This is a genomic window from Variovorax sp. CF313 (genome assembly GCF_000282635.1).
In the GTDB taxonomy this organism is placed as follows: Bacteria; Pseudomonadota; Gammaproteobacteria; order Burkholderiales; family Burkholderiaceae_C; genus Variovorax.
Genome location: NZ_AKIW01000009.1, coordinates 1 through 22,676, shown reverse-complemented (window position 1 = coordinate 22,676; position 22,676 = coordinate 1). Strand labels below are relative to the sequence as shown.

Genomic DNA, 22,676 nt, shown 5'->3' with positions numbered 1-22,676 from the left:
CCGATGACACTCGTACGCAACCTCCTATTCGCCGCCTGCACGCTGGGCGCGGTCGTGGCCGCCACCGCCGGCGAAGCCGAGATCCGCAAGAACCTGCCGGCGCGCATTCCGCAGTTCCCGGCGATCGACGAAGTCTCGAAGTCGCCGATCCCGGGCGTCTACGAAGTGCGCGTGAACGGCGCGCAGATCTTCTACACCGACGAGCAGGGCAACTACCTGATCCAGGGCAACCTGATCGACGTGAAATCGCGCAAGAACCTGACCGAAGAGCGCGTGGAAAAGCTCAGCGCCGTCGCCTTCGACCAGCTGCCGCTGAAGGACTCGATCAAGATCGTGCGCGGCAACGGCAAGCGCAAGCTCGCGGTGTTCGAAGACCCGAACTGCGGCTACTGCAAGCGCTTCGAGAAGGACATGAAGACGGTCGACAACGTCACCGTGTACCTGTTCCTGTACCCGGTGCTGGGCCCCGACTCGAACGTCAAGTCGCGCGACATCTGGTGCAGCAAGGACAAGGGCAAGGCCTGGGGCGACTGGATGGAAGCCAGCACCAAACCCGCCACCGCGGCCAGCAGCTGCGACGTGACCGCGCTGCAGCGCAACGTCGAGTTCGGCCGCAAGTACAACATCACCGGCACGCCGACGCTGATCTTCAGCGACGGCACCCGCACGCCCGGCGCCATTCCCGCAGAGCAGGTCGAGAAGCAACTCGCCGCTTCGTCCAGCTGATGGCGGCGAAGGCTCCCGCGCATCGCGCCGCAGGCGTGCGCTATCGCGTCGAATGTGCGGATCTTCACGCACACCTCTTCGACATCACGCTCACCATCGACGCGCCCACGGCGCAGCAGCGCGTGTCGCTGCCGGTGTGGATTCCGGGCAGCTACCTGGTGCGCGAGTTCGCCAAGAACCTGCAGGGCCTGCGCGCCACGCAGGGCCGACGCAAGCCGGCGCTCACGCAGCTCGACAAATGCAGCTGGCTCGTCGAGTGCACGCCCGGGCAGCCGCTGATGCTGCACTACCGGGTCTGCGCCTACGACAACTCGGTGCGCACCGCCTGGCTCGATGCCGAGCGCGGCTTCTTCAACGGCACCAGCGTGTGCCTGCGCGTCGAAGGCCAGACCGAGGCGCCGCATGCGCTGGAGATCGTCGCGCCCGTGTTGGCCGATGACGCTGCGCGCTGGTCGTGCGCCACTGCCCTGGTGCCGCTGAAGGCCGACAAGCACGGCTTCGGCAGCTACCAGGCCTCGGGCTACGATGAATTGGCCGACAGCCCCGTCGAGCTGGGCGCCTTCTGGAGCGCCGAGTTCGAAGCCTGCGGCGTACCGCACCGCTTCGTGATCGCGGGTGCCGCGGCCTCGTTCGATGGCGACAAGCTGATCGCCGACACCAAGGCCATCTGCGAAGCAGAGATGCGCTTCTGGCACGGCGAAAAGGTCGGCAAGCGCGGCGGGCCGAAGCCGCCGATCGACCGCTACGTGTTCATGCTCAACGCGGTCGACGACGGCTACGGCGGGCTCGAACACCGCCATTCGACCGCGCTGATCTGCAACCGCCGCGACCTGCCGCAGCGCGGCGAGAAGAAGAAGCAGCCCGACGGCTACACCACGCTGATGGGGCTCATCAGCCACGAGTACTTCCACACCTGGAACGTCAAGCGCATGCGGCCGGCAGAGTTCGTGCGCTACGACTACAGCCAGGAAAACTACACGCAGCTGCTGTGGTTCTTCGAAGGCTTCACCAGCTACTACGACGACCTGCTGCTGCGCCGCGCCGGGCGCATCGACGATGCGGCCTACCTGCGCCTGCTCAACAAGACCATCAACCAGGTCATGCAGACGCCGGGCCGGCTGGTGCAGCCGGTGGCCGACGCGAGCTTCGACGCCTGGGTCAAGTACTATCGCCAGGACGAGCAGACGCCCAACAGCACGGTGAGCTACTACACGAAGGGCGCGCTGGTGGCGCTGTGCTTCGACCTCACCTTGCGCCATGAAGGCAAGGGCACGCTCGACGACGTGATGCGCCACCTGTGGACGCACAGCGGCGGCGGGCCGATCAGCGAGGCCGACATTGCCGCCGCGCTCGAGGCCGTGAGCGGCCGCTCGTATGCGGCGGAACTCGCACGCTGGGTGCATTCGACCGAGGAGCTGCCGCTCGCGCAGTTGCTGCGCGCGCACGGCGTGGCCACGCTCGAAGACCCCTCGCAGCAGGCGCAGGCGCTGGGCCTGCGCGTGGCCGAGGCCAATGGCGGCGTGCAGGTGAAGGTGGTGCTGCGTGGTGGCGCGGCCGAGAAGGCCGGTTTTTCCGCGCACGACGAGTGGATCGGCATCGAGCTGCCCGCTGTCGGCAGGAAGGGCCAGCAGCGGCCGGCGCAGGCCTGGCGCATCGCCAAGCTCGATGACCTCGCGCTGTACCTGGGCGATGCGGCCAAGTGCACGGCCATCGTGGCCCGCGACCGCAAACTGGTCAGGCTGCCGCTGGTGCTGCCCGTCGGGGCGACCACCTGGCGCCTGTTCTCGCACGACGCCGCCAAGGTGGCGAACTGGCTGGGCAGTTAACTCGCCTCTTTGTCCTCCCCCGCGCTGGGTCGGCGTTCTCGCATCGGGAACTCCGGGCCATGCTGGGTATAGTGAAGCGCGTTTTTTCCCTTCCCCCGGAGACACCATGAGCTACGAAAACATCGAAGTGCGGACCGAAGCTGGCAAGGTCGGCATCATCACCCTCAACCGCCCGAAGGCCCTGAATGCGCTGAACGACGCGCTCATGACCGAACTGGGCCAGGCGCTCAAGGCCTTCGATGCGGACGACAGCATCGGCTGCATCATCCTCACGGGCAGCGAGCGCGCCTTCGCGGCCGGCGCCGACATCGCGGCGATGGCCAAGTACAGCTTCATCGACACCTACAAGGGCGACTACATCACGCGCAACTGGGAAACCATCCGCTCGATCCGCAAGCCGGTGATCGGCGCGGTGGCCGGCTTTGCCCTGGGTGGCGGCTGCGAGCTGGCGATGATGTGCGACTTCATCATCGCGGCCGACAACGCCAAGTTCGGCCAGCCCGAGATCAAGATCGGCGTGATCCCCGGCGCCGGGGGCACGCAGCGCCTGCCGCGCGCGGTGGGCAAGAGCAAGGCCATGGACATGGTGCTCACCGCCCGCATGATGGACGCCGCGGAAGCCGAGCGCGCCGGTCTCGTAAGCCGCGTGGTGCCGTTCGAGAAGCTCGCCGACGAGGCGCTGGGCGCGGCGCTGATCATCTGCGGCTACTCGCAGGTCTCGGTGATGGCGGCCAAGGAATCGGTCAACCGCGCCTTCGAGGGCGGCCTGAGCGACGGCGTGATGTTCGAGCGGCGCCTGTTCCACGCGCTGTTCGCCACGGCCGACCAGAAGGAAGGCATGGACGCCTTCCTGAACAAGCGCGCACCGGACTTCAAGAACGCCTGATCGCCCGATCGGGCCTCCGGTTCAACGCGCCAGCAGCGCGCGCAGCGCAGCGAGCGCCTGCGCCGGCGGCGTGCCGACCAGCGCGGTGCCGCCGGGGTGCGGCGTCCAGCGCACCTGGTCGCCCGCAATCTCGAGCACGGCGATGAGCGTGTCGCCGCGATAGAGCGACAGTCGCGCCTCCACCGGGGCACCGAAGGGCGCATCGGGTGTGGCGGCCGAGCGCGCCACCGTGCCCACCAGGGCAGGCAAGCCTTCGACGTCGCCCCGCGCGCGCCGCGCGCCGGCGTCCGAACTGAACGATGTCCAGCGCTCCAGCGCGGAGAAGGACGGCGGCCCGTCGGCTCGAGACGCCGCAGCCTTCGCCGCACGCGGCGAAGCGTCCTGCAACGCACCGGAGGCTTGCCCGCTGGCACCGCTCTGGCTGGCAAGCGCCGAGGCGTCCTGCGACTGGCGGGAGAGCGGGGCGGCGGCCGGCGGCGATGCAACGGATGGAGCGGGCGCGGCCGGTGCGGGGGCGTAGGCGCGCCGGCGTTCGCTTTCCATGCGCTCTTCGCGACGCTCGTCCTGCGCGGGGGCTTGGGCGGCCTGCTCGGCGACGATGGCGGGAGGCGCCGGCGCCACGGGCGTGGGCGCGGGCACCGCCTCCCTGCGCGATGGCTGGGCGCGTGCCGCTTCCTTGATAGGCGCCGTTTCGCGCGGCACCTTGGCGCGCTGTTCGGCAGCAGGCGCGGCCGGTGTCGGCGGGGCTTGCTTCGCCGCGGCCGGCGGCGCCGCCGCGGGTTCGGGTGCGGCAGCCGTCGCGGGTGCAGGCGCCGCAGGAGCCGCGGGGGCTTCGGCCGCGGGCGCGGCGGCGCCGCCGACACGCGCCTCCCCGTCAAGCCGCGCATCGGGCACCGGTTCGCTGCGCCACAGCACGGTAATGAACGCGGCCACCAGTACCGTTGCGAAGGCCGCGTTCCACGGCATGCGCGGATGCGGCTCTGCGCCACCGCCGAACAGGCGGCGCCACCACGGCCGAGCACTCGCGCTGTTGGCGGCCGTGCCCGCAGTCGACGCCGGCGCCGCAGCCAGGTTGTGCGCCATCTTCAGGATCGCGTCGCGCGTGCGCGGATCGGGCGTGGCCTCGCCGTCGGGCGCGTGGTCCAGCGCACGGCGCAGCGCCGGGTCGCGCAGGTCGTCGTCGCGGCCGTCTTCGAAACCGGTGGTGTTGCCGCTCATGCCCGTTGCTCCAGCACCGACAGGTAGCGCTCCATGCAGGCGCGCAGCTTTTGCAGGCCGTAGCGCAGGCGGCTGCGCACGGTCTCGAATCCGATCTCCAGGCTTGCGGCCAACGCTTCAACGGTCAGGCCGTCTTCATGGTGCAGCAGGAACGCGGCGCGCTGCTCGGGCGGCAGTTCGTCGAGGCAGGCCAGCAGGCGGCGGCCCGCGGCGCGCCAGAACGCGAGCTCTTCGGCCGACGGATGCGCGGCCGCATCGACAGCGCCGCGCACACCGCGGTCGAGCGTGGGGACGGGATCGCTGTCGTCGTCCGCATGCGCATCGAGCGCCACTTCGCGCCCGCTCACGCGCAGCCGGTCCATCGCGAGGTTGTGCGCGATGGTGAAGGCCCAGGTGCGCCAGGTCGCGCCCTGCGGCGAGAAGCTCTCGCGCGCCGAGATGATCCGCACCCAGGTGTCCTGGAACACCTCGTCGGCCTGCGCCGCCAGCCGCGCGCCCAGCAGCCGCTTGACGAAGCGGAACAGCCCGCCTTCGTGGCGCGCGTAGAGCACGTCGAACGCGGCGGCGTCGCCCTGCGCATAGGCCAGCATCAACTGGTCGTCGGGCATGGCCTGGCGCTCGGGGGCGTTCTTGGCGGAAGGGGCGCGGGGAAGCGCGGACATCGGCGGATTTTCACCCGAGCTTGTACGGGCGGCGGAAGGCATCGGGGTTCAGGGCGGCAAAAAAAGCGGCGGGGCTCAACCCCGTTGGCGGCGGCCCGCCGTATCAGCCTGCACCCAACCACCCGGAGTCCTTCCATGATCCACGCCTTCGCTCCCCGCTTCCGCCGGCCGCTCGTCGTGCTGCTGTGCGCCCAACTGCTCCTGACGGCCTGCGGCGCCACCGAGCCCTCGGCCATGGCCGACGGCCCTGTCAGATGGCCGACGCCCGCGCCCGACAGCCGCACGCAGGCAACGCTTACCGTGCCGAATTTCGAGGCGCCATCGGCCACCGGCTGCGCCCGACCGATCCAGACGCACGAGACGCCGGGCCTGCAGCGCAACGCCCAGTTCGAAGGGCACGCCCTGCGGGAAAGACGCGCGCTCGCCGACGCGGCCACGCCGCCGGATGCGCTGCGCAAGCCGTCGCGCGCAGAAGCCTCGGGCGCATTGGCCGCCTCTCCCGCGCCGATCGCCGAGGCCCCGCCCGCGGCGATGGCGATGCCCTCTCCCGCCGCATCCGCCGCTCCCCGCATCGCCGTCCAGCCGCCGGCGCAAGCACCGCGCCCGGCCAGCGAGCCCGTCACCGCCGGCATGGTCGACGACAACGCCGACTTCGGCGAATACCTCGCCTTCCGCGGCCGCACCCAGGTCGCCCACCGTGAACGCGACATCAGCGCGCGCTACCTGCTCCAGGTGCGCGATGCGCGCGGCGCCGTCGTGCCCGATGCCGAAGTGGCCGTGCAGGCCGCGAACGGCGCCGCCATGTGGGCGCGCACCGACGCGGGCGGGCGCGCGTGGCTGCACCCGAACGCCTTCGACAAGGCCCGCAGCGAGGTGTACGAAGTGACCGTGCGCAAGAACGGCCGCCAGAGCACCGCCTTCTTGCAGCGCGGCCAGAAGAATGCCGTCGACGTCGTGCTCCCAGGCAAGCCGGGCGCCGCACCCGCGCGCGCCCGGCTCGACCTGGTCTTCCTGATCGACGCCACTGGTTCGATGGACGACGAGATCGCCAAGCTGAAGACCACCCTGCGCACCATCGCCGACCAGGTGGCGAGGCTGCCGAGCCGCCCCGACACCTGCTTCGGCCTGGTGGCGTACCGCGACCGCAACGACGACTTCCTGGTGCGCCGCCATGACTTCACCAATGACCTGAACGCCTTCCAGGGCGTGCTCGACGCCCTGCGCGCCGCGGGCGGCGGCGACTACCCCGAGGCGATGAACGAGGCCCTGAACGAAACGGTCCACAAGCTGAGTTGGCGCGGCAACGGCACCACCCGCCTCGTGGTGCTGCTGGCCGATGCGCCGCCGCACCTCGACTACGGCGGCCCTCAGTACGACGACGACATGGTCGCCGCGCTGGGCAAGGGCATCAAGGTGTTCAGCGTAGGCGCATCGGGGCTCGACCAGCAGGGCGAATACATCCAGCGCCAGATCGCGCAGTACACCGGCGGGCGCTTCGTGTTCCTCACCTACAAGGAGGCGGCGAACCCGGCCAGCGGCCCCGGAACGCAGACCGTGCACGACGTCGGCAACTACTCGGTGCAGACGCTGGACAGGCTGATCGTGAGGCTCGTTTCCGAAGAATTGGGCAAGTTGCCAGCGGGTAGTTGAACTGGGCCCTCAGCCTGGGCTATAATTTTGGGCTCGGTGCAAAACTGCACTGACGGCTCTTTAGCTCAGTCGGTTAGAGCGATGGAATCATAATCCACAGGTCCGCGGTTCGAGTCCGTGAAGAGCCACCAACAAAACGAAAAAGCCTTGCAAGTCAACGACTTGCAAGGCTTTTTTCCTTGTGGGCGCGCCTGATTCTCCAGCCCGGCAGCGCCGGCGCGGGCCCTCCCCAGATACGCCCGTCATCTGGCCAATGGGCATACCCAGTTTCGGTGATGGCGCCCGCCCGGGCGGTCCACAAGAATCGCCGAAAAGAATAAATATTCACAATCACACCCTTCTCGGCCACCTCCCTTCCGGAGGGGGGTGGTTTGTTCGGGGGCGCCTGAGTTGTCCAGGAATCAGGGGAAGTTCTTGCAGTCCCTGTTCGGCTGGGCAGCATGACGCGGCATCGATAGCGGAGGGGGACGTAGACAGGGGATCTTCGGTGCCACTCAGTTACCTTCTCCAGCTGGAGCATGCTCGCCTGCCGATGCATGTGACCGACGCGCAGGACGTGCGACGCGTTTCCGTCCTGAAAGCGACCGGCCTCATCGAGGCCTCCATCGACCCGGCTTTCGACACCGGGGGCAGCTACAGGCTGGCGCAGGCGGCGCTGGTGGTCTGCATCACCGACGAGGGGCATGCCGAGATCGGCAACCTGCGCGGCCGCGGCAAGGTCGGGGCCGCACCGAAGTCCGCAAGAACAGGCCCGGAGCCCCTGGACTACCTGCGCACGATCGAACGATCGACATTCCCGCTTCGCGTGCAGGACCCGCAGGAGATCAACTGCATCGAGGCCCTGAAGCAGGCCGGGTTCGTCGATGCGGCGATCAGCCCCGCGCTGGCGTGGAAGAGCAGCAGCGAGCCGCAGGAGCTGGCGGTGATCCGGCGCATCACGCCGTTCGGGCGGGCGCAGCTTGCGCGGGGCACCAAGTAATTTCGCGGCATCGGGAATACGCAGGGCCGCATCAGCCTTCGATGCCGGCGCGCAGCATCCCAAGCGAAGCGCTCAGGAATCGCCGAAGCGATGTCCGGTGAGTGGCATCCGCTGTCAATCGAAGGCGGTGGCGCGAGCCCTCCTCGTCGAATCAGTACGAAATGCCTAACGCCGCGCGCATCGCCCCTCGCATGCCCGTCTCTCTTTGCATACATCCACGCCCTTTCCCCTTCCCCGCCAGCGCGATGCCTATTCAACAGGCAACGTGATGGGAACCCACGCCAGCTCTCGCTTCGCCTCTTCGCCTCCACCCACAACTCACAGAGTTGTCCACAGAAAACCCGAACAAGTCATCGAACTGTCAAAGAGATGTCGTCGCGACGTAGCCCTTGAACTGTTCGCGCAGCCTTGTCTTCAGCAGCTTGCCGGTGGCTGTATGCGGCAGGCTGTCGACGAAAGCCACGTCATCCGGTAGCCACCACTTCACGACGCGCTCCGCGAGGAAAGTAAGCAGTTCCTCGCGAGTGACTTCGACACCCGCGCGCCTGACCACGATGAGCAGCGGTCGCTCCTGCCACTTCGGGTGCGCGATGCCGATCACCGCCGCCTCGGCCACGGCCGGGTGTGTACTCGCGGCGTTCTCGAGCTCGATGGAAGAAATCCATTCGCCGCCCGACTTGATGACGTCCTTCGCGCGATCGACCAGCTGCACGTAGCCGTCCTCGTCGATGTTGGCGACGTCGCCGGTCGGGAAGAAACCTTCGGCATCGAGCACCGGGCCGCCCTCGCCCTTGAAGTAACCGCTCGCGATCCACGGGCCGCGCACGTGCAGGTGGCCGAAGGCCTTGCCGTCGTGCGGCAGACGCTGGCCGTCCTCGCCGACGATCTTCAGCTCCACGCCCCACACGCCTCGGCCCTGGCGCATCTTCACGCGCGTCTGCTCTTCCTTCGGCATCGACAGGTGCTTGGGCAGCAGGTTGCCGATCACGCCGATGGGGCTGGTCTCGGTCATGCCCCAGCCCTGCACGAAGTCGGCGCCGAAGTCGCGCTCGAAGCGCTCGATCATGCTGCGCGGCGTGGCCGCGCCACCCACGCCGATGCGCTTCAGGCCGATGGCGCGGGTGTCGATTTCAGGGTGGGCGTCGAAGTACTGGAACAGCATGAGCCAGATGGTGGGCACGGCCTGCGAGAAGCCGACCTTCTCGTCGCGCATCAGCTCGTACAGGCTCTGGCCGTCCATGTGCGGGCCGGGCATGACCAGCTTCATGCCGGTCATCGCCGCCGCATAAGGCATGCCCCATGCGTTGGCGTGGAACATCGGCACTGCGAGCAGCAGCGTCATCTGCGAGTTGACGCCGAAGGTGTCGGGCGCGCACTCCATCAGCGAGTGCAGCACGGTGGAGCGATGCGAATACAGCACGCCCTTCGGATTGCCCGTGGTGCCCGAGGTGTAGCAAAGCGACGAGGCGGTGCGCTCGTCGAATTCGGGCCACTCGTACTGCTCGCTCTGCGAGCCCACGAGCTCGTCGAAGCACAGCAGGTTGGGCACGTCGATGGCCGGCATGTGCGCGCGGTCGGTCATCGCGATGAAGGCGCGCACCGACTTGAGTTGCGGCGCCAGCTTCTCGACCAGCGGCGCGAAGGTGGTGTCGAAGAACATCACCTTGTCTTCGGCATGGTTGACGATGTAGTCGACCTGCTCGGGAAAGAGCCGCGGATTCACCGTGTGCAGCACCGCGCCCGAACCCGACACGCCGAAGTACAGCGCGAGGTGGCGCCATGTGTTCCACGCGAGCGTGCCGACGCGGTCGCCCGGTTCGATGCCCAGCACCGTCATCGCATTGGCCACCTGCTTGGCACGGCGCTGTATCTCCGCGTAGTTGGTGCGGTGCACCGGCCCCTCCACGGTGCGGCCGACGACTTCGGCTTTCGGATGAAAGGTGGCTGCGTAGTCGATGAGCGACGAGATCAGCAGCGGGCGGTCTTGCATCAATCCGAACATGGGTCTTGTCTCCTGTACGCTGGGGCGATGCTAGGCAGGCGCCTTGCCGCGACGCATCGTCGAAACGGACGATTGAGGACCCGCGAAGGTTGCCCCTAGCATCTCCCTCAAGAGGACCATTGCATGAACGTTCAGGACGCTATCGCCACCCGTCGCTCGGTGCGCGATTTTCTCGATACGCCGGTGCCCGGCGACGTCATCCGCCGCGTTGTCGAACAGGCGCTGCGCGCGCCCTCGGGCGGCAACCTGCAACCCTGGCACCTGCACGTGGTGGGCGGCGAGAGGCTTGCCGAACTCAAGGCGATCATGCGCACGCGCGTGCAGGAAGCACCTGCCGGCGAAGGCAGCGAGTACGACATCTACCCGCGCGAGCTTGTCGCGCCCTACCGCGACCGCCGCTTCGCCGTGGGCGAGGCGATGTATGCGCGCCTGGGCATTCCGCGCGAGGACAAGGCCGCGCGCCGCGAATGGTTTGCACGCAACTACCAGTTGTTCGGCGCGCCGCTCGCGCTGTTCTGCAGCGTCGACCGCCGCATGGGCCCGCCGCAGTGGTCGGACCTGGGAATGATGCTGCAGAACGTGATGCTGCTGCTGCGCGGCGAAGGGCTCGACAGCTGCCCGCAGGAATGCTGGGCGATCTACCCGCAGACCGTGGGCCGCTTCATCGCGCTGCCGCCCGAACGCATGCTGTTCACGGGCATGGCCATCGGCTACGCGGACCGCAGCCGGCCGCTCGATGCGCTGGTGACCGAACGCGCGCCGCTGGCCGACGTGGCGGAGTTCGTCGGTATCTGAATCCGCGGGGGGAGCGGATCGTGCTTGATGATGTGGCATCCGCAAGCAAGGCGCCGCATGCTCATCGCACAGATCTCCGACCCCCACGTCCGCCCCGCCGGCCAGCTCTACCAGGGCGTGGCCGATTCGAACCGCATGTTCGAGGAAGCCATCGACCATCTGCACGCGCTCGATCGCCGGCCCGACCTGATATTGCTGACAGGCGATCTCGTCGACGAAGGCCGGCCCGAGGAATACGCGCAGGTGCGGCGCCTGCTCGCGAAGCTGTCGATTCCGTATCTCGTGATCCCCGGCAACCACGACCACCACGAGAACTTTCGTGCAGCCTTCGCGGACCATGCCTACCTGCCGTCCGAAGGCGCGCTGCACTACTGCATTGACGACCATCCCGTGCGCATCGTGGCGCTGGATTCATGCGTTCCCGGGCTTCACCATGGCAATGTCGATGCGCGGGGCCTGGCGTGGCTGCGCCGCACGCTCGAAGCCAACCGCATCAAGCCGACGCTGCTGATGCTCCATCACCCGCCTTTCGTGAGCGGCATTCCCTACATGGACGCGTACCGCTGCATGGACACGGCGCCGCTCGAAGCCATCGTGCGCAGCGTCGACAACATCGAGCTGGTGCTGTGCGGCCACGTGCACCGCACCATGCTGCGGCGCTGGGCGGGTACGGTCGTGTGTTCGTGCCCGAGCAGCACGACGGAGATCGCGCTGCAGCTGGACGCCAGCGCGGCGCCTGCCTCGTACATGGGCCGACCGGGCTGCATGCTGCATCTGTGGAGCGAAGCGCACGGCATGGTGAGCCATGTGAGCCACATCGGGACGATGGACGGACCGTTTCCGTTTGCGTGATGGCTCGGCGCGCAAAATCCCGCCATGCCCCAGGAACGCACCCTCCTCTACACCGGACACGAATTCACGGTCGAGCACGTGCGTTCCCATGCGCAGCAGGGACCTGACTGGAGCGCGCCCTACACCCTGGAATCGCGACGCATCATTTTCCCGGCAGGCCGCACCGTGCTCGACGTACGCTCGGGCGACGGCACATGGCTGGTCGACGGACTCACCGCCATGCACTTCGACGACGCGATGGTCTATCAGCTGCGGCTCGCGGCACGCGCGGCCAGGCACAGCATGGTGGTCAGCCGGCACCGCTTGCCTCGCGCGGATGCAGCGCCGGCGTTCTTCCTGCTGTCACCTCGGTCGCTGTACCGCGTTCATTCGGCGCAGCGGCAGCTTCGCGCGGGCGACGCGGCTGCAGATGCCATCTTTTCGCTGGTCGATGAACTCGGCATGTCACGCCGGCAGGCGCCGTTGACGGGTGCGGTCGCACGCGTCAAGCGGCTGCTCGCGGAAACCGCCGACTGCGAGGCGAAGCTTTCGATGCGCGACGTGGCCGATGCGGTCTCGCGCTCGCCGTTTCACCTGGCGCGCAGCTTCCGGCAGCAGACTGGCTTGAGCCTTCATCAGTACCGGCAACATCTGCGCCTCGCTGCCGCCATGGAGCGGCTGGCCGATGGCGACCGCGACCTCGCGGGCATCGCGCACGACCTCGGCTATTGCAGCCAGAGCCACCTGGGCGCGGTGTTCCGGCGCGATGTGGGCGTCACGATGGGCGAAGCCCGCCGCATGCTGGCCAGCGCACGAATTTGATAGCCGCCGCGCGGCGCGGTCGCGAGACTCGCCACGATGGATCGCAATCTTTTCGCCGGCCTGCTCGCCGCGCTGGCCGCAGCCGTCATCGGCAGCGCCTGGCAACTCGTCTCGCGCCACGGCGTGACCACCACGCTCGGGCCGATGGAGCTGGCGCTGATGCGCTATGGCATTCCTGCCCTGCTGCTGGCGCCGCTGTGGTTCGGCAAGAAGAGACGCATCGCACCGAAGGCCTCGCGCGTTGCGCTCGTGCTGCTCGTCGCCGGCGGCGGCCTGCCCTTCGGGCTGCTGGTGCTGGCCGGTGCCCAATGGGCCCCCGCGAGCCACATGGGCATCTTCATGGCGGGCAGCCTGCCGCTTTTCACCGCCATCGGCGCGTGGCTGCACAAGGGGCAGAAGGTCGAAGGCATCAGGCTTGCCGGGCTGGCGTGCATTGCCATCGGCATGGCGCTGTTTGCTGCGGGGAGTTTTCGCGGCGGCTCGCTCGACTGGCGCGGTGACCTGCTCTTTCTGACCGCGGCCATGCTGTGGGCGGTGCACTCGCTCGCGTTCGCGCACTGCGGGCTCACGCCGTGGCAGGGCGCGGCGTTCGTGAACGGATGGTCGGCGCTGCTGCTGTTGCCTGTGCTGTCGACCGTCGGCGCGCCGCGGCTGCTCAGTGCGCCATGGCCCGATGTCGCGCTGCAAGCCGCGACGCAAGGCGTGGTCGCGGGACTGCTCGGGCTGGTTGTCTACATGGCGGCCGTCGTGCGGCTGGGTGCACCACGCGCCTCGCTATCGGCGGCGCTGGTGCCGGTGCTGACCACACTGGGCGCGGCGGCCTGCATGAATGAGCCGGTCACCGGTGCGGTGCTGCTGGCTTTGGCGTTGGTGGTGCCGGGGATCGTGCTGGCGAGTGGTGTGGCTCGATGGGGCGCGAAGGAGGCGGCGCGGCCATCGGCATAGAGGCTTCAGGCGGCACGGGCAGAATGCGGCGAAACACCAGGGACGTGCACGCCAATGAAAAAGCTCATTCTCCTTGCCGCCTCGCTCGCCTTCGCCGCGGCATCCTGCTGGGCACAGGAGCGCAGCACCGTTCGCGTGCCCACGCCCTTCATTGAAGGCGGGGCGCCCGTCACGCTGGAGATGGTGATCTACAAGCCCGAAGGCGCAGGGCCCTTTCCTACGGTGGTGTTCAACCACGGCTCCACGGGCATGGGCAACAAGCCGGCGCTGTTCAAGGACACCTGGGCGCCCGAGCGCCTCGCCAAGTGGTTCACGCAGCGAGGCTGGCTTGTGGCGTTTCCACAGCGGCGCGGACGTGGCCAGTCGGACGGGCTGTATGACGAAGGCTTCACCCCCAAGCGCGAGCACTACAGTTGCGACCCGGCCCTGTCGCTGGCCGGCTTCGACCACGCGCTTGCCGATGTCGACGCCGCCGTCTCATCGCTGCAGAAGAACCCCGACGTGGACACGAAGCGCATGGAGATCGCCGGCCACTCGCGCGGCGGCATCCTCGCGATCGCCTATGCCGGCACCCGACCCGGCGTGTTCCAGGGCGCCATCAATTTCGTCGGCGGCTGGATGAGCGACCAGTGCCCCAATGACGCCGCGGATGCGATCAACCCGGTGAGCTTCACGCGCGGCGCTGCCTTTCCCCGTCCCACGCTCTGGTTGTATGGCGAGAAAGACAGCTTCTATGCAATGGCGCACAGCCGGAAGAATTTCGAAGCCTTCACGGCAGCTGGCGGCAAGGGCACCTTCGAGACCTATGCGCTGGAGCCCGGCACGAACGGGCACATGCTGATCGTGCAGCAAGGGCTGTGGGGCCCGGCGGTCGAGGCGTATCTGGCGAAGTGATCGCAGCATGCGCCTGGTGCTCATCGAAGGCCTGCCGGGAACGGGCAAGACCACGCTGGCGGAACGCCTGTGCGCACTCGCGTTGCAGGAAGGCTGCGCGAGCAGGTGGTATCTGGAAGAGGCGGCGGATCATCCAGTGCATCCCCATTCGCTGAATGCGGCAAGGTTGGAGGCGGACTATCCCTCGCGTTGCCTCCAGGGTTGGCGACGCTTCGCTGACGAGGTGCGATCGGACAGCACCTTGAACATCCTTGAAGGCAGTGCATTCCAAAGCACGGTGCGGTTCATGATGGAGCAGAACCGGACCGACATCGACGATTACTTCGGGAGGTTCGAGGGAATCCTGAGCCCCCTGCGGCCGGTCTTCATCTACCTGCGACCGGAGGACGCAGAGCGCCACTCGCGCGCGACTGCAGCGCACCGTGGTTCGGACTGGACGCGCAAGGTTGCCGCGTACCTGGAACAAACACCTTACGCGCATCGCCATGGGTTGCGAGGCGAGAGCGGCATGCATCGGTTCTGGGCCAACTATGCGCATCTCTGCGATGAACTGATGCACGGACTCACGATGCGTGTGACCAGGATCACCGTGGAACCCGGTCACGACGATTGGGTGCTGGCCGAAGCTGTCGATGCCATCCAATCGGAGCCATATGCAACATGCGAACGGAACCGCGAATGACGCGCTCGCCCCAGGTTCACAACCGCTCGACGATGGTCACATTGGCCATCCCCCCGCCTTCGCACATGGTCTGCAAGCCATAGCGCTTGCCGCGCTGGCCCAGCGCATGGACCAGCGTGGTCATCAGCTTGGTGCCCGACGCGCCGAGCGGATGGCCCAGCGCGATCGCGCCACCGTTCACGTTCAGCCGGGCCGGGTCGGCGTCCAGCACCTGCAGCCAGGCCAGCGGTACCGGCGCGAAGGCCTCGTTTACCTCGTAGAGATCGATGTCGTCGATCTTCATGCCCGCCTTCTTCAGCGCGCGCTGCGTGGCGGGCAGCGGCGCCTCCAGCATGATGACCGGGTCGTGGCCCATCACGCTCATGTGGTGCACGCGCGCCAGCGGCTCCACGCCCAGCGTCTTCAGGCCGCGCTCGTTCACCACCATCAGGCCGCTCGCGCCATCGCAGATCTGGCTGGCGGTGGCCGCCGTGCAGCGCCCGCCTTCGGCGATGAGCTTGACGGCCGCGATGCTCTCCAGCGTGGCGTCGTAGCGGATGCCTTCGTCGGTGGTGTGCTGCTCGCCGGTTTCGGAACCGTCGGCCATGCGCACCGCCACGGGCACGATCTCGCGCTCGAAGTGGCCCGCCCGGGTGGCGGCGATGGCGCGCCGGTGGCTTTCGAGAGCATAGCGGTCGAGCTCGTCTTTCTCGATGCCGTAGTTCCTGGCGATCATCTCGGCGCCGGTGAACTGGCTGAACTGGACGTCGGGGTAGCGCTTCTGCATCGAAGGGCTCATGTAGAAGCCCAGGCCGTTCTTCAGCGGCAGCGTGGTGGGCAGGCCCATCGGCACGCGCGTCATGCTTTCCACGCCGGCGGCGATGACGATGTCCATGCTGCCCGAAATCACGGCCTGCGCCGCGAAATGCAGCGCCTGCTGCGACGAGCCGCACTGCCGGTCGACCGAGGTGGCCGGCACCGACTCGGGCAGACGCGAGGCCAGCACCGCGTTGCGCGCGATGTTCGATGCCTGCTCGCCGGCCTGGCCGACGCAGCCCATGATGACGTCCTCGACCAGCGCGGGGTCGGCACCGGTGCGCGCCACCAGGGCGTCGAGCACCTGCGCGGCGAGGTCGGCCGGGTGCCAGCCGGCAAGGCGGCCGTTGCGCCGGCCTCCGGCGGTGCGGGCGGCGGCGACGATGAATGCTTCGGGCATGGGGTTCTCCTGTGTTCGCAAGCTGGTTCGGGTCAGCGCGGCGCCATGCGAATGGCCCCATCGAGCCGCACGCTCTCGCCGTTGAAATAGCCGTTGGTGATCATCAGCTCCGCCAGCGTGGCGTACTCCGCCGGCTTGCCCAGCCGCTTGGGGAACGGCACCGATGCCGCCAGCGCGGCCTTCACGTTGTCGGGGGCGCCCTGCAGCAGCGGCGTGTCGAAGATGCCCGGCAGGATGGTGTTCACGCGGATGCCCTCGCCCATCAAGTCGCGCGCGATGGGCAGCGTCATGCCGACGATGCCGGCCTTCGATGCGGTGTAGGCGGCCTGTCCCATCTGCCCGTCCTGCGCAGCCACCGAGGCGGTGTTGACGATGGCACCGCGCTCGCCGTCTTCCAGCATGTCGAGCGTGAGCATGCCGGCCGCCGACTTGGCGATGCAGCGAAAGGTGCCGACGAGGTTGATCTGAATGATGCGGTCGAAGTTCGCGAGCGGAAAGTGCTTGATCTCGCCCGTCGTCTTGTCGCGGCTCGCGGTCTTCACCGCATTGCCGGTGCCGGCGCAGTTGACGAGCACGCGCTCCTGGCCGTGCGCCGCGCGCGCCCTGGCGAATGCCGCATCGACCTGCTCTTCGGAGGTGACGTCGACCTTGCAGAACACGCCGCCCAGTTCCTTCGCCAGGGCCTCGCCCTGTTCGGCGTTGAGGTCGAACAGCGCGACCTTCACGCCATGGCCGGCAAGGCGGCGCGCTGTGGCGGCGCCGAGGCCCGAGGCACCGCCGGTGACAACGGCGCCAATGCTGGAATCGAGTTGCATCTCTGGATGTCCTTGAGGTGTCTTTTCGGGTTTGTCCCCCGCCAGTTTAGGAAGCAGAATCGACCGCACACATCGTCGGAAACGACGGGATTTCGCCTCCGCATGCAGTCCCCCACACCCCGGATTCTCGAAACCAAGCTCAACCCACCGGCCTTCGTCGCCACGCAGGTGCCGCGCACGGCCATCGGCGAGGAGATCGCTGCGGCGGCCGTGAAGCTGGTGCTCGTGCGGGCGCCGGCCGGCTTCGGCAAGACGACGGCCATGGCGCAGATCCGCGAGCGCAGGGAGGCGCAGGGCGTGGCCACGGCATGGCTCACGCTGGACCGCGCCGACAACGACGTCTCGCGCTTTCTCCACTGCCTGGCCGAAGCCGTGCAGCGCATGGGCGTGGAAGAGCCGCGCGCCAACGCGCCCTTCGATGCGGTGGCCGCACTGGCCGCGCACGACTCGCCTTTCACGCTGTTCCTCGACGACTTCGAAAGGGTGCAGGAGCCGGCGGTGCTGGGCGTGGTGCGCGAGATCGTCGAGCACCTGCCGCGCGGCGGGCAGATCGTGATCGGCTCGCGCAGCCTGCCCGACCTGGGCCTGGGGCGGCTGCGCGCGCGCGGCCAGCTGATGGAGATCGACACCGACCGCCTGCGCTTCAGCCTCGAGGAGACCAGCGCCTTCTTCGGGCTGCGCCAGTTGCATGCGGCCCAGGTGCTGCCGGCCGAGATGCTGTCGCAGCTGCACCGCAAGACCGAAGGCTGGGTGGCCGCGATCTGGCTCGCGTCGATGGCGCTGGAGCGGCATGGCACCGGGACCGGTTTTGTCGAACGCTTCTCGGGCTCGGACCGCGCCGTGGCCGACTACCTGGCCGAAGACGTGCTCGCGCACCAGCCGAAGGACATCCGCGACTTCTTGCTGCGCACCAGCATCCTGCGGCAGCTCGATGCATCGGTGTGCCAGGCGCTGTGCCCGCGCGTGGACTGTGCAGCCATCCTCGAACGGCTGGCCGCGTCGAACCTGTTCCTCACACCCGTGAGCGGCGACGGCGGTGCGTGGCGCTATCACAGCCTGTTTGCCGACTTCCTGCGCGCGCAGCTGGCGCGCGAACTGCCCGGCGAGCTGGAGCGCCTGCACCTCGCGGCCTCGGGCTGGTACGAGTCGCACGACCGCCCCGTGCCCGCCATCGACCACGCGATCGAAGGCGGCGACCATCCGTATGCGCTGACCCTGCTCGACAGCTACGCGACGCAGTTCCTGGAGCAGGGCCGCATGCGCATGCTGGCACGCTGGTTCTCCGCCATTCCCGAACACCAGCTGCGCGAGCATCCGTTCCTGCAGCCCATCTCGCTGTGGGCCACCTGCTTCACGCACGGCCCGTGGGACGCGATGCGCCAGCTCGAAAAGTCGGGCTGCCTCGACAGCCCCATCGCCGAGGTGCGTGCAAGCGCCCACACGCTGGTGCCCCTGCTGCTGGCGATGCAGGACCGCCACGACGAGGCCTACGAGGCCGGCCGCCAGAGCCTGGCGCGCCTGCCCACCGGCCTGGCCTTCGCCGACAGCGTGCTTCTCAACGCCATGGCCCACATCCTGGCCGTGCGCGGCGACCCACACGAGGCGCGGCGCCTGCTCGACGCGGCGCGGCGCGAGCAGGGCAACAGCACCTTCAACCGCATGTACACCGAGTCGCTGGCCGGGCTGTTCGACCTGCAGGAAGGCCGCTTGCGGCAGGCCACCGCGCGGCTGCGCATGGCGGTCGATTCGACGCATGCGGTGTCGTACAACCACAGCCACGGCAATGCGTGGGCGGGCGTGCTCTACGCGGGCGCCGTGTACGAAACCAACCAGCTGGTGCAGGCCGAGCATTTGCTGAACGTGTACCTGCCGCTGGCGCGCGACGTGGGCCTGCCGGACCACATGATCCTGAGCCACGTGATGCGCTCGCGGCTCGCGTTCCATGCGGGCGACATCGACGCCGCGTTCCAGGCGCTGACCGAGCTCGAATACCTGGGCCACCACCGGCAGCTGCCGCGCGTGGTGGCGGGCGCGAAGCTGGAGCGCTCGCGCATGCTGCTTCTGCAGGGCAACGGTCCCGCATCGCGCGACGAACTGCTGCGCGCCGACGACCCCGCGCTGTGGGACAGCGAGCGGCGGCAGCGCCTGCCTGCGCACGACCTCGACTACCTCGCGCTGGCAAAGGCCCGCTGGGAAATCGCCTTCGGCGATGCGCGCGCGGCACTGGGCGCGCTCGACGCCGAGCTGCATGCGGCGCTGGCCTCGGCCCGCAACCGGCGCGCGCTCAAGCTCAGGGTGCTGCGCGCGCTGGCGCTGCAACGCATCGGCGACGCGGCCGCCGCGATCGAGCAGATCGGCGAGGTGCTGCAGGCGGCGAGCCAGGAAGGATTCATGCGGCTGATCCTCGATGAAGGCCCGGTGGTGGGCACGCTGTTGCACCGTTATGCGGCGGCCATGCAGGAGGGCACGCGCGGCAGCAGCGATCCGATACTCGCCGATCACCTGCAGCGGCTGCTGCAGGCGGCCGGGCCGGCCGGCAGTGGCGAGGTGAAAACACCCGCGGCCGATGCGATGAAGGAGCCGCTGACCCGCAAGGAGATCCGCGTGCTGCAGTTGCTGGCCGAGGGGTACTCGAACAACGCGATGGCGGAAAAGCTGTTCGTGTCGGACAGCACGGTGCGCACGCACCTGCGCAACATCAACATGAAGCTGGATGCGAAGAGCCGAACGCAGGCGGTGGCGATTGCGCGCAAGCTCGGGGTGATCCGCTAGGCGGACTCTGCCCGTGCGTCACGGCCGTTTTGCAGGGCCGGCGACCTTGTCCAGGATGACTCACTCCGGCGCCCCTCGATTACTACTGATTCCGGTGATTCCCCGGCCATTGGCCAATCCCTAGGATTCCTCCAGAGGTCAGAGTCTTCCAACTGCCGCGACAGCAGGCAACAGATAGCGAGTAAGGGAGCGGCGAAAGCCGGAGCCACCATGCCCAAAGGAACCCCGAATCCTGCCGCCATGTACGGCATCTATCGCCGTGCCTGGGGCTTCGAGGTGTCGATCGTGCGCAACGGCACGCGCTACTTCAAGCAGTTCGGCCGCGCCAGCTACGGCAGCGAGGAGCAGGCGCTGCTGCAGGCGCAGGACTGGCGCGACGGCATCGTGCGCAGCGTGCCGCCGGTGCCGCGGCGCACCCGGGCCGAGAAGCTGCGGATCAACAACACCACCGGCGTGTCCGGCGTCTTCTGCCAGGTCGCCTCGGACGGCAGGGTGCGGGCCTGGGTCGCCAAGACCTACATCGGGCACGACGAGATCCTGCGCACCGACTTTCCGGTGAACGCGGTGGGTGAGGCCGCGCAGGAGTTGGCCGTCGAGGAGCGGACACGGCAGCTGGAACGCATGGCCGGGCTGGCCAGGCTGCATCCGGCCGAGGAAACGATCCGCAAGAGCCCGCCGGCCTTTCCCGCCGGGCTGCTGTCGCCCAAGCGCTCGAAGTCCGAGATCAAGCGCAGCACCAATTCCAGCGGCGTGAGCGGCGTGCACTTCAAGGCGCCCAACCCCGGCCACCCGGGCTACTGGCTCGCCATCACCTACACCACGGGCAAGGGCAGCGTGAGCAAGGCTTTCTCCATCAAGGAGCACGGCCCCGAGAAGGCCAAGCTGCTGGCCATCGAGGAGCGCGAGCGCCAACTCGAGCAGAAGTTGATGCCTGACACCGGCACGCTCGCCCCTTCCCTTCGGCGGGAGGCCAGCCGGCACGGCCAGGCCGCCGTCGAGGCGAGGCCGCAGCGGTGAGGCCCTTTTTCTGCATTTTTCGGTGCATGACTGCCTCCGCGGAGTTGTCATTGCGCTTCGGCCAAAATAGCTGCGAAATGCGTGCGCCAACGAGCGGCAGGCAACTCGGGGAGTCCATCGGAATCAGCACCGCTGAGAGCAGCATCACGTCGAGAATGCCCAAAGGAATCCCCAATCCGGCAGCCATGTATGGCATTTACTCCAGGCCCTGGGGTTTCGAAGTTTCCATCGTACGCAACGGTGTTCGCCACCACAGGCTGTTCGGCAAGGCCAGCTATGGCGGCGCGGAGCAGGCGCTGCTCCAAGCGCAGGACTGGCGCGACTTCATCGTGCGCAACGTGCCGCCGCAGGCGCGCCGCGTGCGGGCCGAGAAGCGCCGCGCCAACAACAGCACCGGTGTGCCAGGCGTGTTCCACCACCTGGCACCGGGCGGCCGGGTGCGGGCGTGGATGGCCAAGACCTACATCGCACCGGACGAAATCCTTCGCACCGACTTCCCCGTCGCGGAGTTGGGCGACGCCGCGCAGGCGCTGGCGGTCCAGGAGCGCGCGCAGCAGCTCAAGCGCATGACGGGGCTGGCGCGCATACACCCGGCCGAGGAGGCGATCCGCATGGGGCTGTCGGCCCATGCGCCCGGGCCGCGCACGGCCAAGCGCTCGAAGTCGGAGATCACCCGGCGCAACAACACCAGCGGCGTGAGCGGTGTCCACTTCAAGACGCCCAAGCCGAACCATCCCGGCTACTGGCTGGCCATCACCTACACCACGGGCAAGGGCAGCGTGAGCAAGGCGTTCTCGGTGAAGGTGCACGGCACCGACGTGGCCAAGAGCCTGGCCATCGCCGAGCGGGAGCGCCAGCTCGCCGACAAGCAGCGCACCGAGGAAGCCGCGGCGACTGCGGCCTCGCAGCGCACGGCCTCCGGCGCGAAACGGGCCGGCGGATGAGAGTGTTGCAAGAAAACGGCTTCGCGGAAGCGGCGAAAACCAGTGGCAGCCGCATGCACGGAGCGGCCCGCCCATGAAATACAAGCAGCTTCACCGCTTGCTGCGCGTGGCCTCGCACCTGCTGGACCAGGCCGCGGCGGATGTGCGGGCGACCGATCTCGGTCCCGTGGACGAGAACATCCAGCGCATCGGCCGCGCGCTGATCGAGGTGATCGAGGTACAGCGGAAGATCTACACCGCGCAGCCCGAGCTGCAGCCCGGGTCGCTGGCCGCTTCGCCGCGCGAGAACGATGCCAACCGGCTCTTCACCCAGTTCACGCTGGAAGCGCTGGAGCTGGAAGACGCGGGCCATCCCGATGCGGCGCGCGAGAAGTACACGCAGTTCATCGGCCTCTCGCCGTCGTACCACCACCGCGAAATTGCGCGGGCGGAGATCCGACGGCTGTCCTGAACGCGCTGCTCACAGCGCCCTCGAAATCACCTCCTTCATGATCTCGTTGGTGCCGCCGTAGATGCGCTGCACCCGCGCGTCGGCGTACATGCGCGCCACCATGTACTCGTTCATGAAGCCGTAGCCGCCGAACAGCTGCAGGCACTCGTCGACCACGCGGCCCTGCGCCTCCGAGCCCCAGAGCTTGGCCATCGAGGCGGTGGCGGTGTCGAGCCTGCCGGCCACGAGGTCTTCCACGCAGCGATCGATGAAGGCGCGGCCCACCTTGATCTGCGTGGCGATCTCGGCCAGCTTGAATCGGGTGTTCTGGAATTCGGCGATCGGCTTGCCGAAGGCCTTGCGATCGCGCACGTAGTCCAGCGTGGCCTGGTAGGCGCCTTCCATGGTGGCCAGCGCGCTCAGGCCGATGATGGTGCGCTCGTAGGGCAGGTCGCTCATGAGCTGGAAGAAGCCCTGACCCTCAACGCCGCCGAGCAGCGCGTCGGCGCCCACGCGCACGTCGTCGAAGAAGAGCTCGGAGGTGTCCTGCGCCTTCATGCCGATCTTGTCGAGCACGCGGCCCAC

The 22,676-nt window shown here is 68.2% G+C and carries 21 protein-coding genes and 1 tRNA gene; 16 read left to right on the top strand and 6 right to left on the bottom strand.

The features are described from left to right. The first annotated feature begins 3 nt into the window (after nt 1–3). The 3 genes from PMI12_RS02865 to PMI12_RS02855 all read left to right on the top strand — a co-directional run bounded on the left by PMI12_RS02865 (nt 4) and on the right by PMI12_RS02855 (nt 3,438). Entirely contained in the window at nt 4–726 is a 723-nt protein-coding gene (locus PMI12_RS02865; RefSeq protein ID WP_007828910.1) for a DsbC family protein, read from the top strand. After that, nucleotides 726–2,552 (top strand): M61 family metallopeptidase, encoded by a 1,827-nt coding sequence (locus tag PMI12_RS02860; protein WP_007828909.1) that lies wholly within the window; start codon nt 726–728, stop codon nt 2,550–2,552. The genes PMI12_RS02865 and PMI12_RS02860 overlap by 1 nt, the downstream gene beginning before the upstream one ends. Nucleotides 2,553–2,658: 106 nt before the next feature. Then, complete coding sequence (locus PMI12_RS02855; protein ID WP_007828907.1) at nt 2,659–3,438, top strand: enoyl-CoA hydratase; 780 nt, start codon at nt 2,659–2,661, stop codon at nt 3,436–3,438. A gap of 21 nt (nt 3,439–3,459) precedes the next feature. Here PMI12_RS02855 and PMI12_RS29330 read toward each other — a convergent pair whose 3' ends face one another. Further along, entirely contained in the window at nt 3,460–4,656 is a 1,197-nt protein-coding gene (locus PMI12_RS29330) for a hypothetical protein (protein WP_007828904.1), read from the bottom strand. After that, nucleotides 4,653–5,318, bottom strand: a complete 666-nt coding sequence (locus tag PMI12_RS02845; RefSeq protein WP_007828902.1) for a sigma-70 family RNA polymerase sigma factor — start codon at nt 5,316–5,318, stop codon at nt 4,653–4,655. The genes PMI12_RS29330 and PMI12_RS02845 overlap by 4 nt, the downstream gene beginning before the upstream one ends. A gap of 135 nt (nt 5,319–5,453) precedes the next feature. On the opposite strand from PMI12_RS02845, the gene PMI12_RS02840 reads away from it, so the two are divergent. From PMI12_RS02840 to PMI12_RS02830, 3 genes are all read left to right on the top strand, one after another. Continuing rightward, a complete protein-coding gene (locus PMI12_RS02840; RefSeq protein WP_007828901.1) occupies nt 5,454–6,968 on the top strand; it encodes a VWA domain-containing protein in 1,515 nt (504 codons plus the stop codon). 54 nt (nt 6,969–7,022) lie between these two features. After that, a tRNA-Met gene (locus tag PMI12_RS02835) sits at nt 7,023–7,099 on the top strand. Nucleotides 7,100–7,500: 401 nt separating this feature from the next. Next, nucleotides 7,501–7,947: a hypothetical protein gene (locus PMI12_RS02830; RefSeq protein WP_007828899.1), complete on the top strand. Its 447-nt coding sequence runs from the start codon at nt 7,501–7,503 to the stop codon at nt 7,945–7,947. A gap of 361 nt (nt 7,948–8,308) precedes the next feature. On the opposite strand, the gene PMI12_RS02825 is transcribed toward PMI12_RS02830, so the two are convergent. Next, a complete protein-coding gene (locus PMI12_RS02825; RefSeq protein ID WP_007828898.1) occupies nt 8,309–9,949 on the bottom strand; it encodes a 3-(methylthio)propionyl-CoA ligase in 1,641 nt (546 codons plus the stop codon). A gap of 123 nt (nt 9,950–10,072) precedes the next feature. Between PMI12_RS02825 and PMI12_RS02820 the strand changes: the two genes are divergently transcribed. The 6 genes from PMI12_RS02820 to PMI12_RS02795 are packed head-to-tail and all read left to right on the top strand — an operon-like array spanning nt 10,073 to nt 14,918. Beyond that, entirely contained in the window at nt 10,073–10,744 is a 672-nt protein-coding gene (locus tag PMI12_RS02820) for a nitroreductase (protein WP_007828897.1), read from the top strand. Between the two features lie 57 nt (nt 10,745–10,801). Then, nucleotides 10,802–11,596: a phosphodiesterase gene (locus tag PMI12_RS02815; RefSeq protein WP_007828896.1), complete on the top strand. Its 795-nt coding sequence runs from the start codon at nt 10,802–10,804 to the stop codon at nt 11,594–11,596. A 24-nt stretch (nt 11,597–11,620) separates the two neighbouring features. Beyond that, nucleotides 11,621–12,397: a helix-turn-helix domain-containing protein gene (locus PMI12_RS02810; RefSeq protein ID WP_007828895.1), complete on the top strand. Its 777-nt coding sequence runs from the start codon at nt 11,621–11,623 to the stop codon at nt 12,395–12,397. Between the two features lie 36 nt (nt 12,398–12,433). Next, on the top strand, nt 12,434–13,342 hold the full coding sequence (locus PMI12_RS02805; protein WP_007828894.1) for a DMT family transporter: 909 nt from the start codon (nt 12,434–12,436) through the stop codon (nt 13,340–13,342). A gap of 54 nt (nt 13,343–13,396) precedes the next feature. Next, on the top strand, nt 13,397–14,236 hold the full coding sequence (locus tag PMI12_RS02800; RefSeq protein WP_007828892.1) for a dienelactone hydrolase family protein: 840 nt from the start codon (nt 13,397–13,399) through the stop codon (nt 14,234–14,236). Between the two features lie 7 nt (nt 14,237–14,243). Then, the gene (locus PMI12_RS02795; RefSeq protein WP_007828890.1) at nt 14,244–14,918 is read left to right on the top strand and encodes a hypothetical protein; all 675 of its coding nucleotides are present in this window, start codon (nt 14,244–14,246) and stop codon (nt 14,916–14,918) included. A gap of 16 nt (nt 14,919–14,934) precedes the next feature. Here PMI12_RS02795 and PMI12_RS02790 read toward each other — a convergent pair whose 3' ends face one another. Both PMI12_RS02790 and PMI12_RS02785 read right to left on the bottom strand, forming a co-directional pair. Further along, nucleotides 14,935–16,113: an acetyl-CoA C-acetyltransferase gene (locus PMI12_RS02790; protein WP_007828888.1), complete on the bottom strand. Its 1,179-nt coding sequence runs from the start codon at nt 16,111–16,113 to the stop codon at nt 14,935–14,937. A gap of 32 nt (nt 16,114–16,145) precedes the next feature. Continuing rightward, complete coding sequence (locus PMI12_RS02785) at nt 16,146–16,928, bottom strand: SDR family NAD(P)-dependent oxidoreductase (RefSeq protein WP_007828886.1); 783 nt, start codon at nt 16,926–16,928, stop codon at nt 16,146–16,148. Between the two features lie 102 nt (nt 16,929–17,030). Between PMI12_RS02785 and PMI12_RS02780 the strand changes: the two genes are divergently transcribed. From PMI12_RS02780 to PMI12_RS02765, 4 genes are all read left to right on the top strand, one after another. Beyond that, nucleotides 17,031–19,700, top strand: a complete 2,670-nt coding sequence (locus PMI12_RS02780) for a LuxR C-terminal-related transcriptional regulator (RefSeq protein WP_007828884.1) — start codon at nt 17,031–17,033, stop codon at nt 19,698–19,700. Nucleotides 19,701–19,910: 210 nt separating this feature from the next. After that, on the top strand, nt 19,911–20,717 hold the full coding sequence (locus PMI12_RS02775; RefSeq protein ID WP_007828882.1) for an AP2 domain-containing protein: 807 nt from the start codon (nt 19,911–19,913) through the stop codon (nt 20,715–20,717). A gap of 155 nt (nt 20,718–20,872) precedes the next feature. Continuing rightward, entirely contained in the window at nt 20,873–21,661 is a 789-nt protein-coding gene (locus PMI12_RS02770; RefSeq protein ID WP_237726040.1) for an AP2 domain-containing protein, read from the top strand. A 73-nt stretch (nt 21,662–21,734) separates the two neighbouring features. Then, on the top strand, nt 21,735–22,112 hold the full coding sequence (locus PMI12_RS02765; RefSeq protein WP_007828879.1) for a hypothetical protein: 378 nt from the start codon (nt 21,735–21,737) through the stop codon (nt 22,110–22,112). Between the two features lie 9 nt (nt 22,113–22,121). Here the strand turns inward: PMI12_RS02765 and PMI12_RS02760 are convergent. Continuing rightward, nucleotides 22,122–22,676, bottom strand: a 555-nt coding sequence (locus PMI12_RS02760) for an acyl-CoA dehydrogenase family protein (RefSeq protein ID WP_042672723.1), incomplete at its 5' end; no start/stop codon positions are given.

Excerpts from the sequence above, each read along its gene's own strand:
- PMI12_RS02815 (WP_007828896.1), top strand. The coding sequence starts at position 10,802 with ATGCTCATCGCACAGATCTCCGACCCCCACGTCCGCCCCGCCGGCCAG.
- PMI12_RS02865 (WP_007828910.1), top strand. The coding sequence starts at position 4 with ATGACACTCGTACGCAACCTCCTATTCGCCGCCTGCACGCTGGGCGCG.
- PMI12_RS02810 (WP_007828895.1), top strand. The coding sequence starts at position 11,621 with ATGCCCCAGGAACGCACCCTCCTCTACACCGGACACGAATTCACGGTC.
- PMI12_RS02795 (WP_007828890.1), top strand. The coding sequence starts at position 14,244 with ATGCGCCTGGTGCTCATCGAAGGCCTGCCGGGAACGGGCAAGACCACG.
- PMI12_RS02785 (WP_007828886.1), bottom strand. The coding sequence starts at position 16,928 with ATGCAACTCGATTCCAGCATTGGCGCCGTTGTCACCGGCGGTGCCTCG.
- PMI12_RS02770 (WP_237726040.1), top strand. The coding sequence starts at position 20,873 with ATGCCCAAAGGAATCCCCAATCCGGCAGCCATGTATGGCATTTACTCC.
- PMI12_RS02790 (WP_007828888.1), bottom strand. The coding sequence starts at position 16,113 with ATGCCCGAAGCATTCATCGTCGCCGCCGCCCGCACCGCCGGAGGCCGG.
- PMI12_RS02840 (WP_007828901.1), top strand. The coding sequence starts at position 5,454 with ATGATCCACGCCTTCGCTCCCCGCTTCCGCCGGCCGCTCGTCGTGCTG.
- PMI12_RS29330 (WP_007828904.1), bottom strand. The coding sequence starts at position 4,656 with ATGAGCGGCAACACCACCGGTTTCGAAGACGGCCGCGACGACGACCTG.
- PMI12_RS02860 (WP_007828909.1), top strand. The coding sequence starts at position 726 with ATGGCGGCGAAGGCTCCCGCGCATCGCGCCGCAGGCGTGCGCTATCGC.
- PMI12_RS02780 (WP_007828884.1), top strand. The coding sequence starts at position 17,031 with ATGCAGTCCCCCACACCCCGGATTCTCGAAACCAAGCTCAACCCACCG.
- PMI12_RS02820 (WP_007828897.1), top strand. The coding sequence starts at position 10,073 with ATGAACGTTCAGGACGCTATCGCCACCCGTCGCTCGGTGCGCGATTTT.
- PMI12_RS02800 (WP_007828892.1), top strand. The coding sequence starts at position 13,397 with ATGAAAAAGCTCATTCTCCTTGCCGCCTCGCTCGCCTTCGCCGCGGCA.
- PMI12_RS02855 (WP_007828907.1), top strand. The coding sequence starts at position 2,659 with ATGAGCTACGAAAACATCGAAGTGCGGACCGAAGCTGGCAAGGTCGGC.
- PMI12_RS02805 (WP_007828894.1), top strand. The coding sequence starts at position 12,434 with ATGGATCGCAATCTTTTCGCCGGCCTGCTCGCCGCGCTGGCCGCAGCC.
- PMI12_RS02845 (WP_007828902.1), bottom strand. The coding sequence starts at position 5,318 with ATGTCCGCGCTTCCCCGCGCCCCTTCCGCCAAGAACGCCCCCGAGCGC.
- PMI12_RS02830 (WP_007828899.1), top strand. The coding sequence starts at position 7,501 with ATGCATGTGACCGACGCGCAGGACGTGCGACGCGTTTCCGTCCTGAAA.
- PMI12_RS02765 (WP_007828879.1), top strand. The coding sequence starts at position 21,735 with ATGAAATACAAGCAGCTTCACCGCTTGCTGCGCGTGGCCTCGCACCTG.
- PMI12_RS02825 (WP_007828898.1), bottom strand. The coding sequence starts at position 9,949 with ATGTTCGGATTGATGCAAGACCGCCCGCTGCTGATCTCGTCGCTCATC.
- PMI12_RS02775 (WP_007828882.1), top strand. The coding sequence starts at position 19,911 with ATGCCCAAAGGAACCCCGAATCCTGCCGCCATGTACGGCATCTATCGC.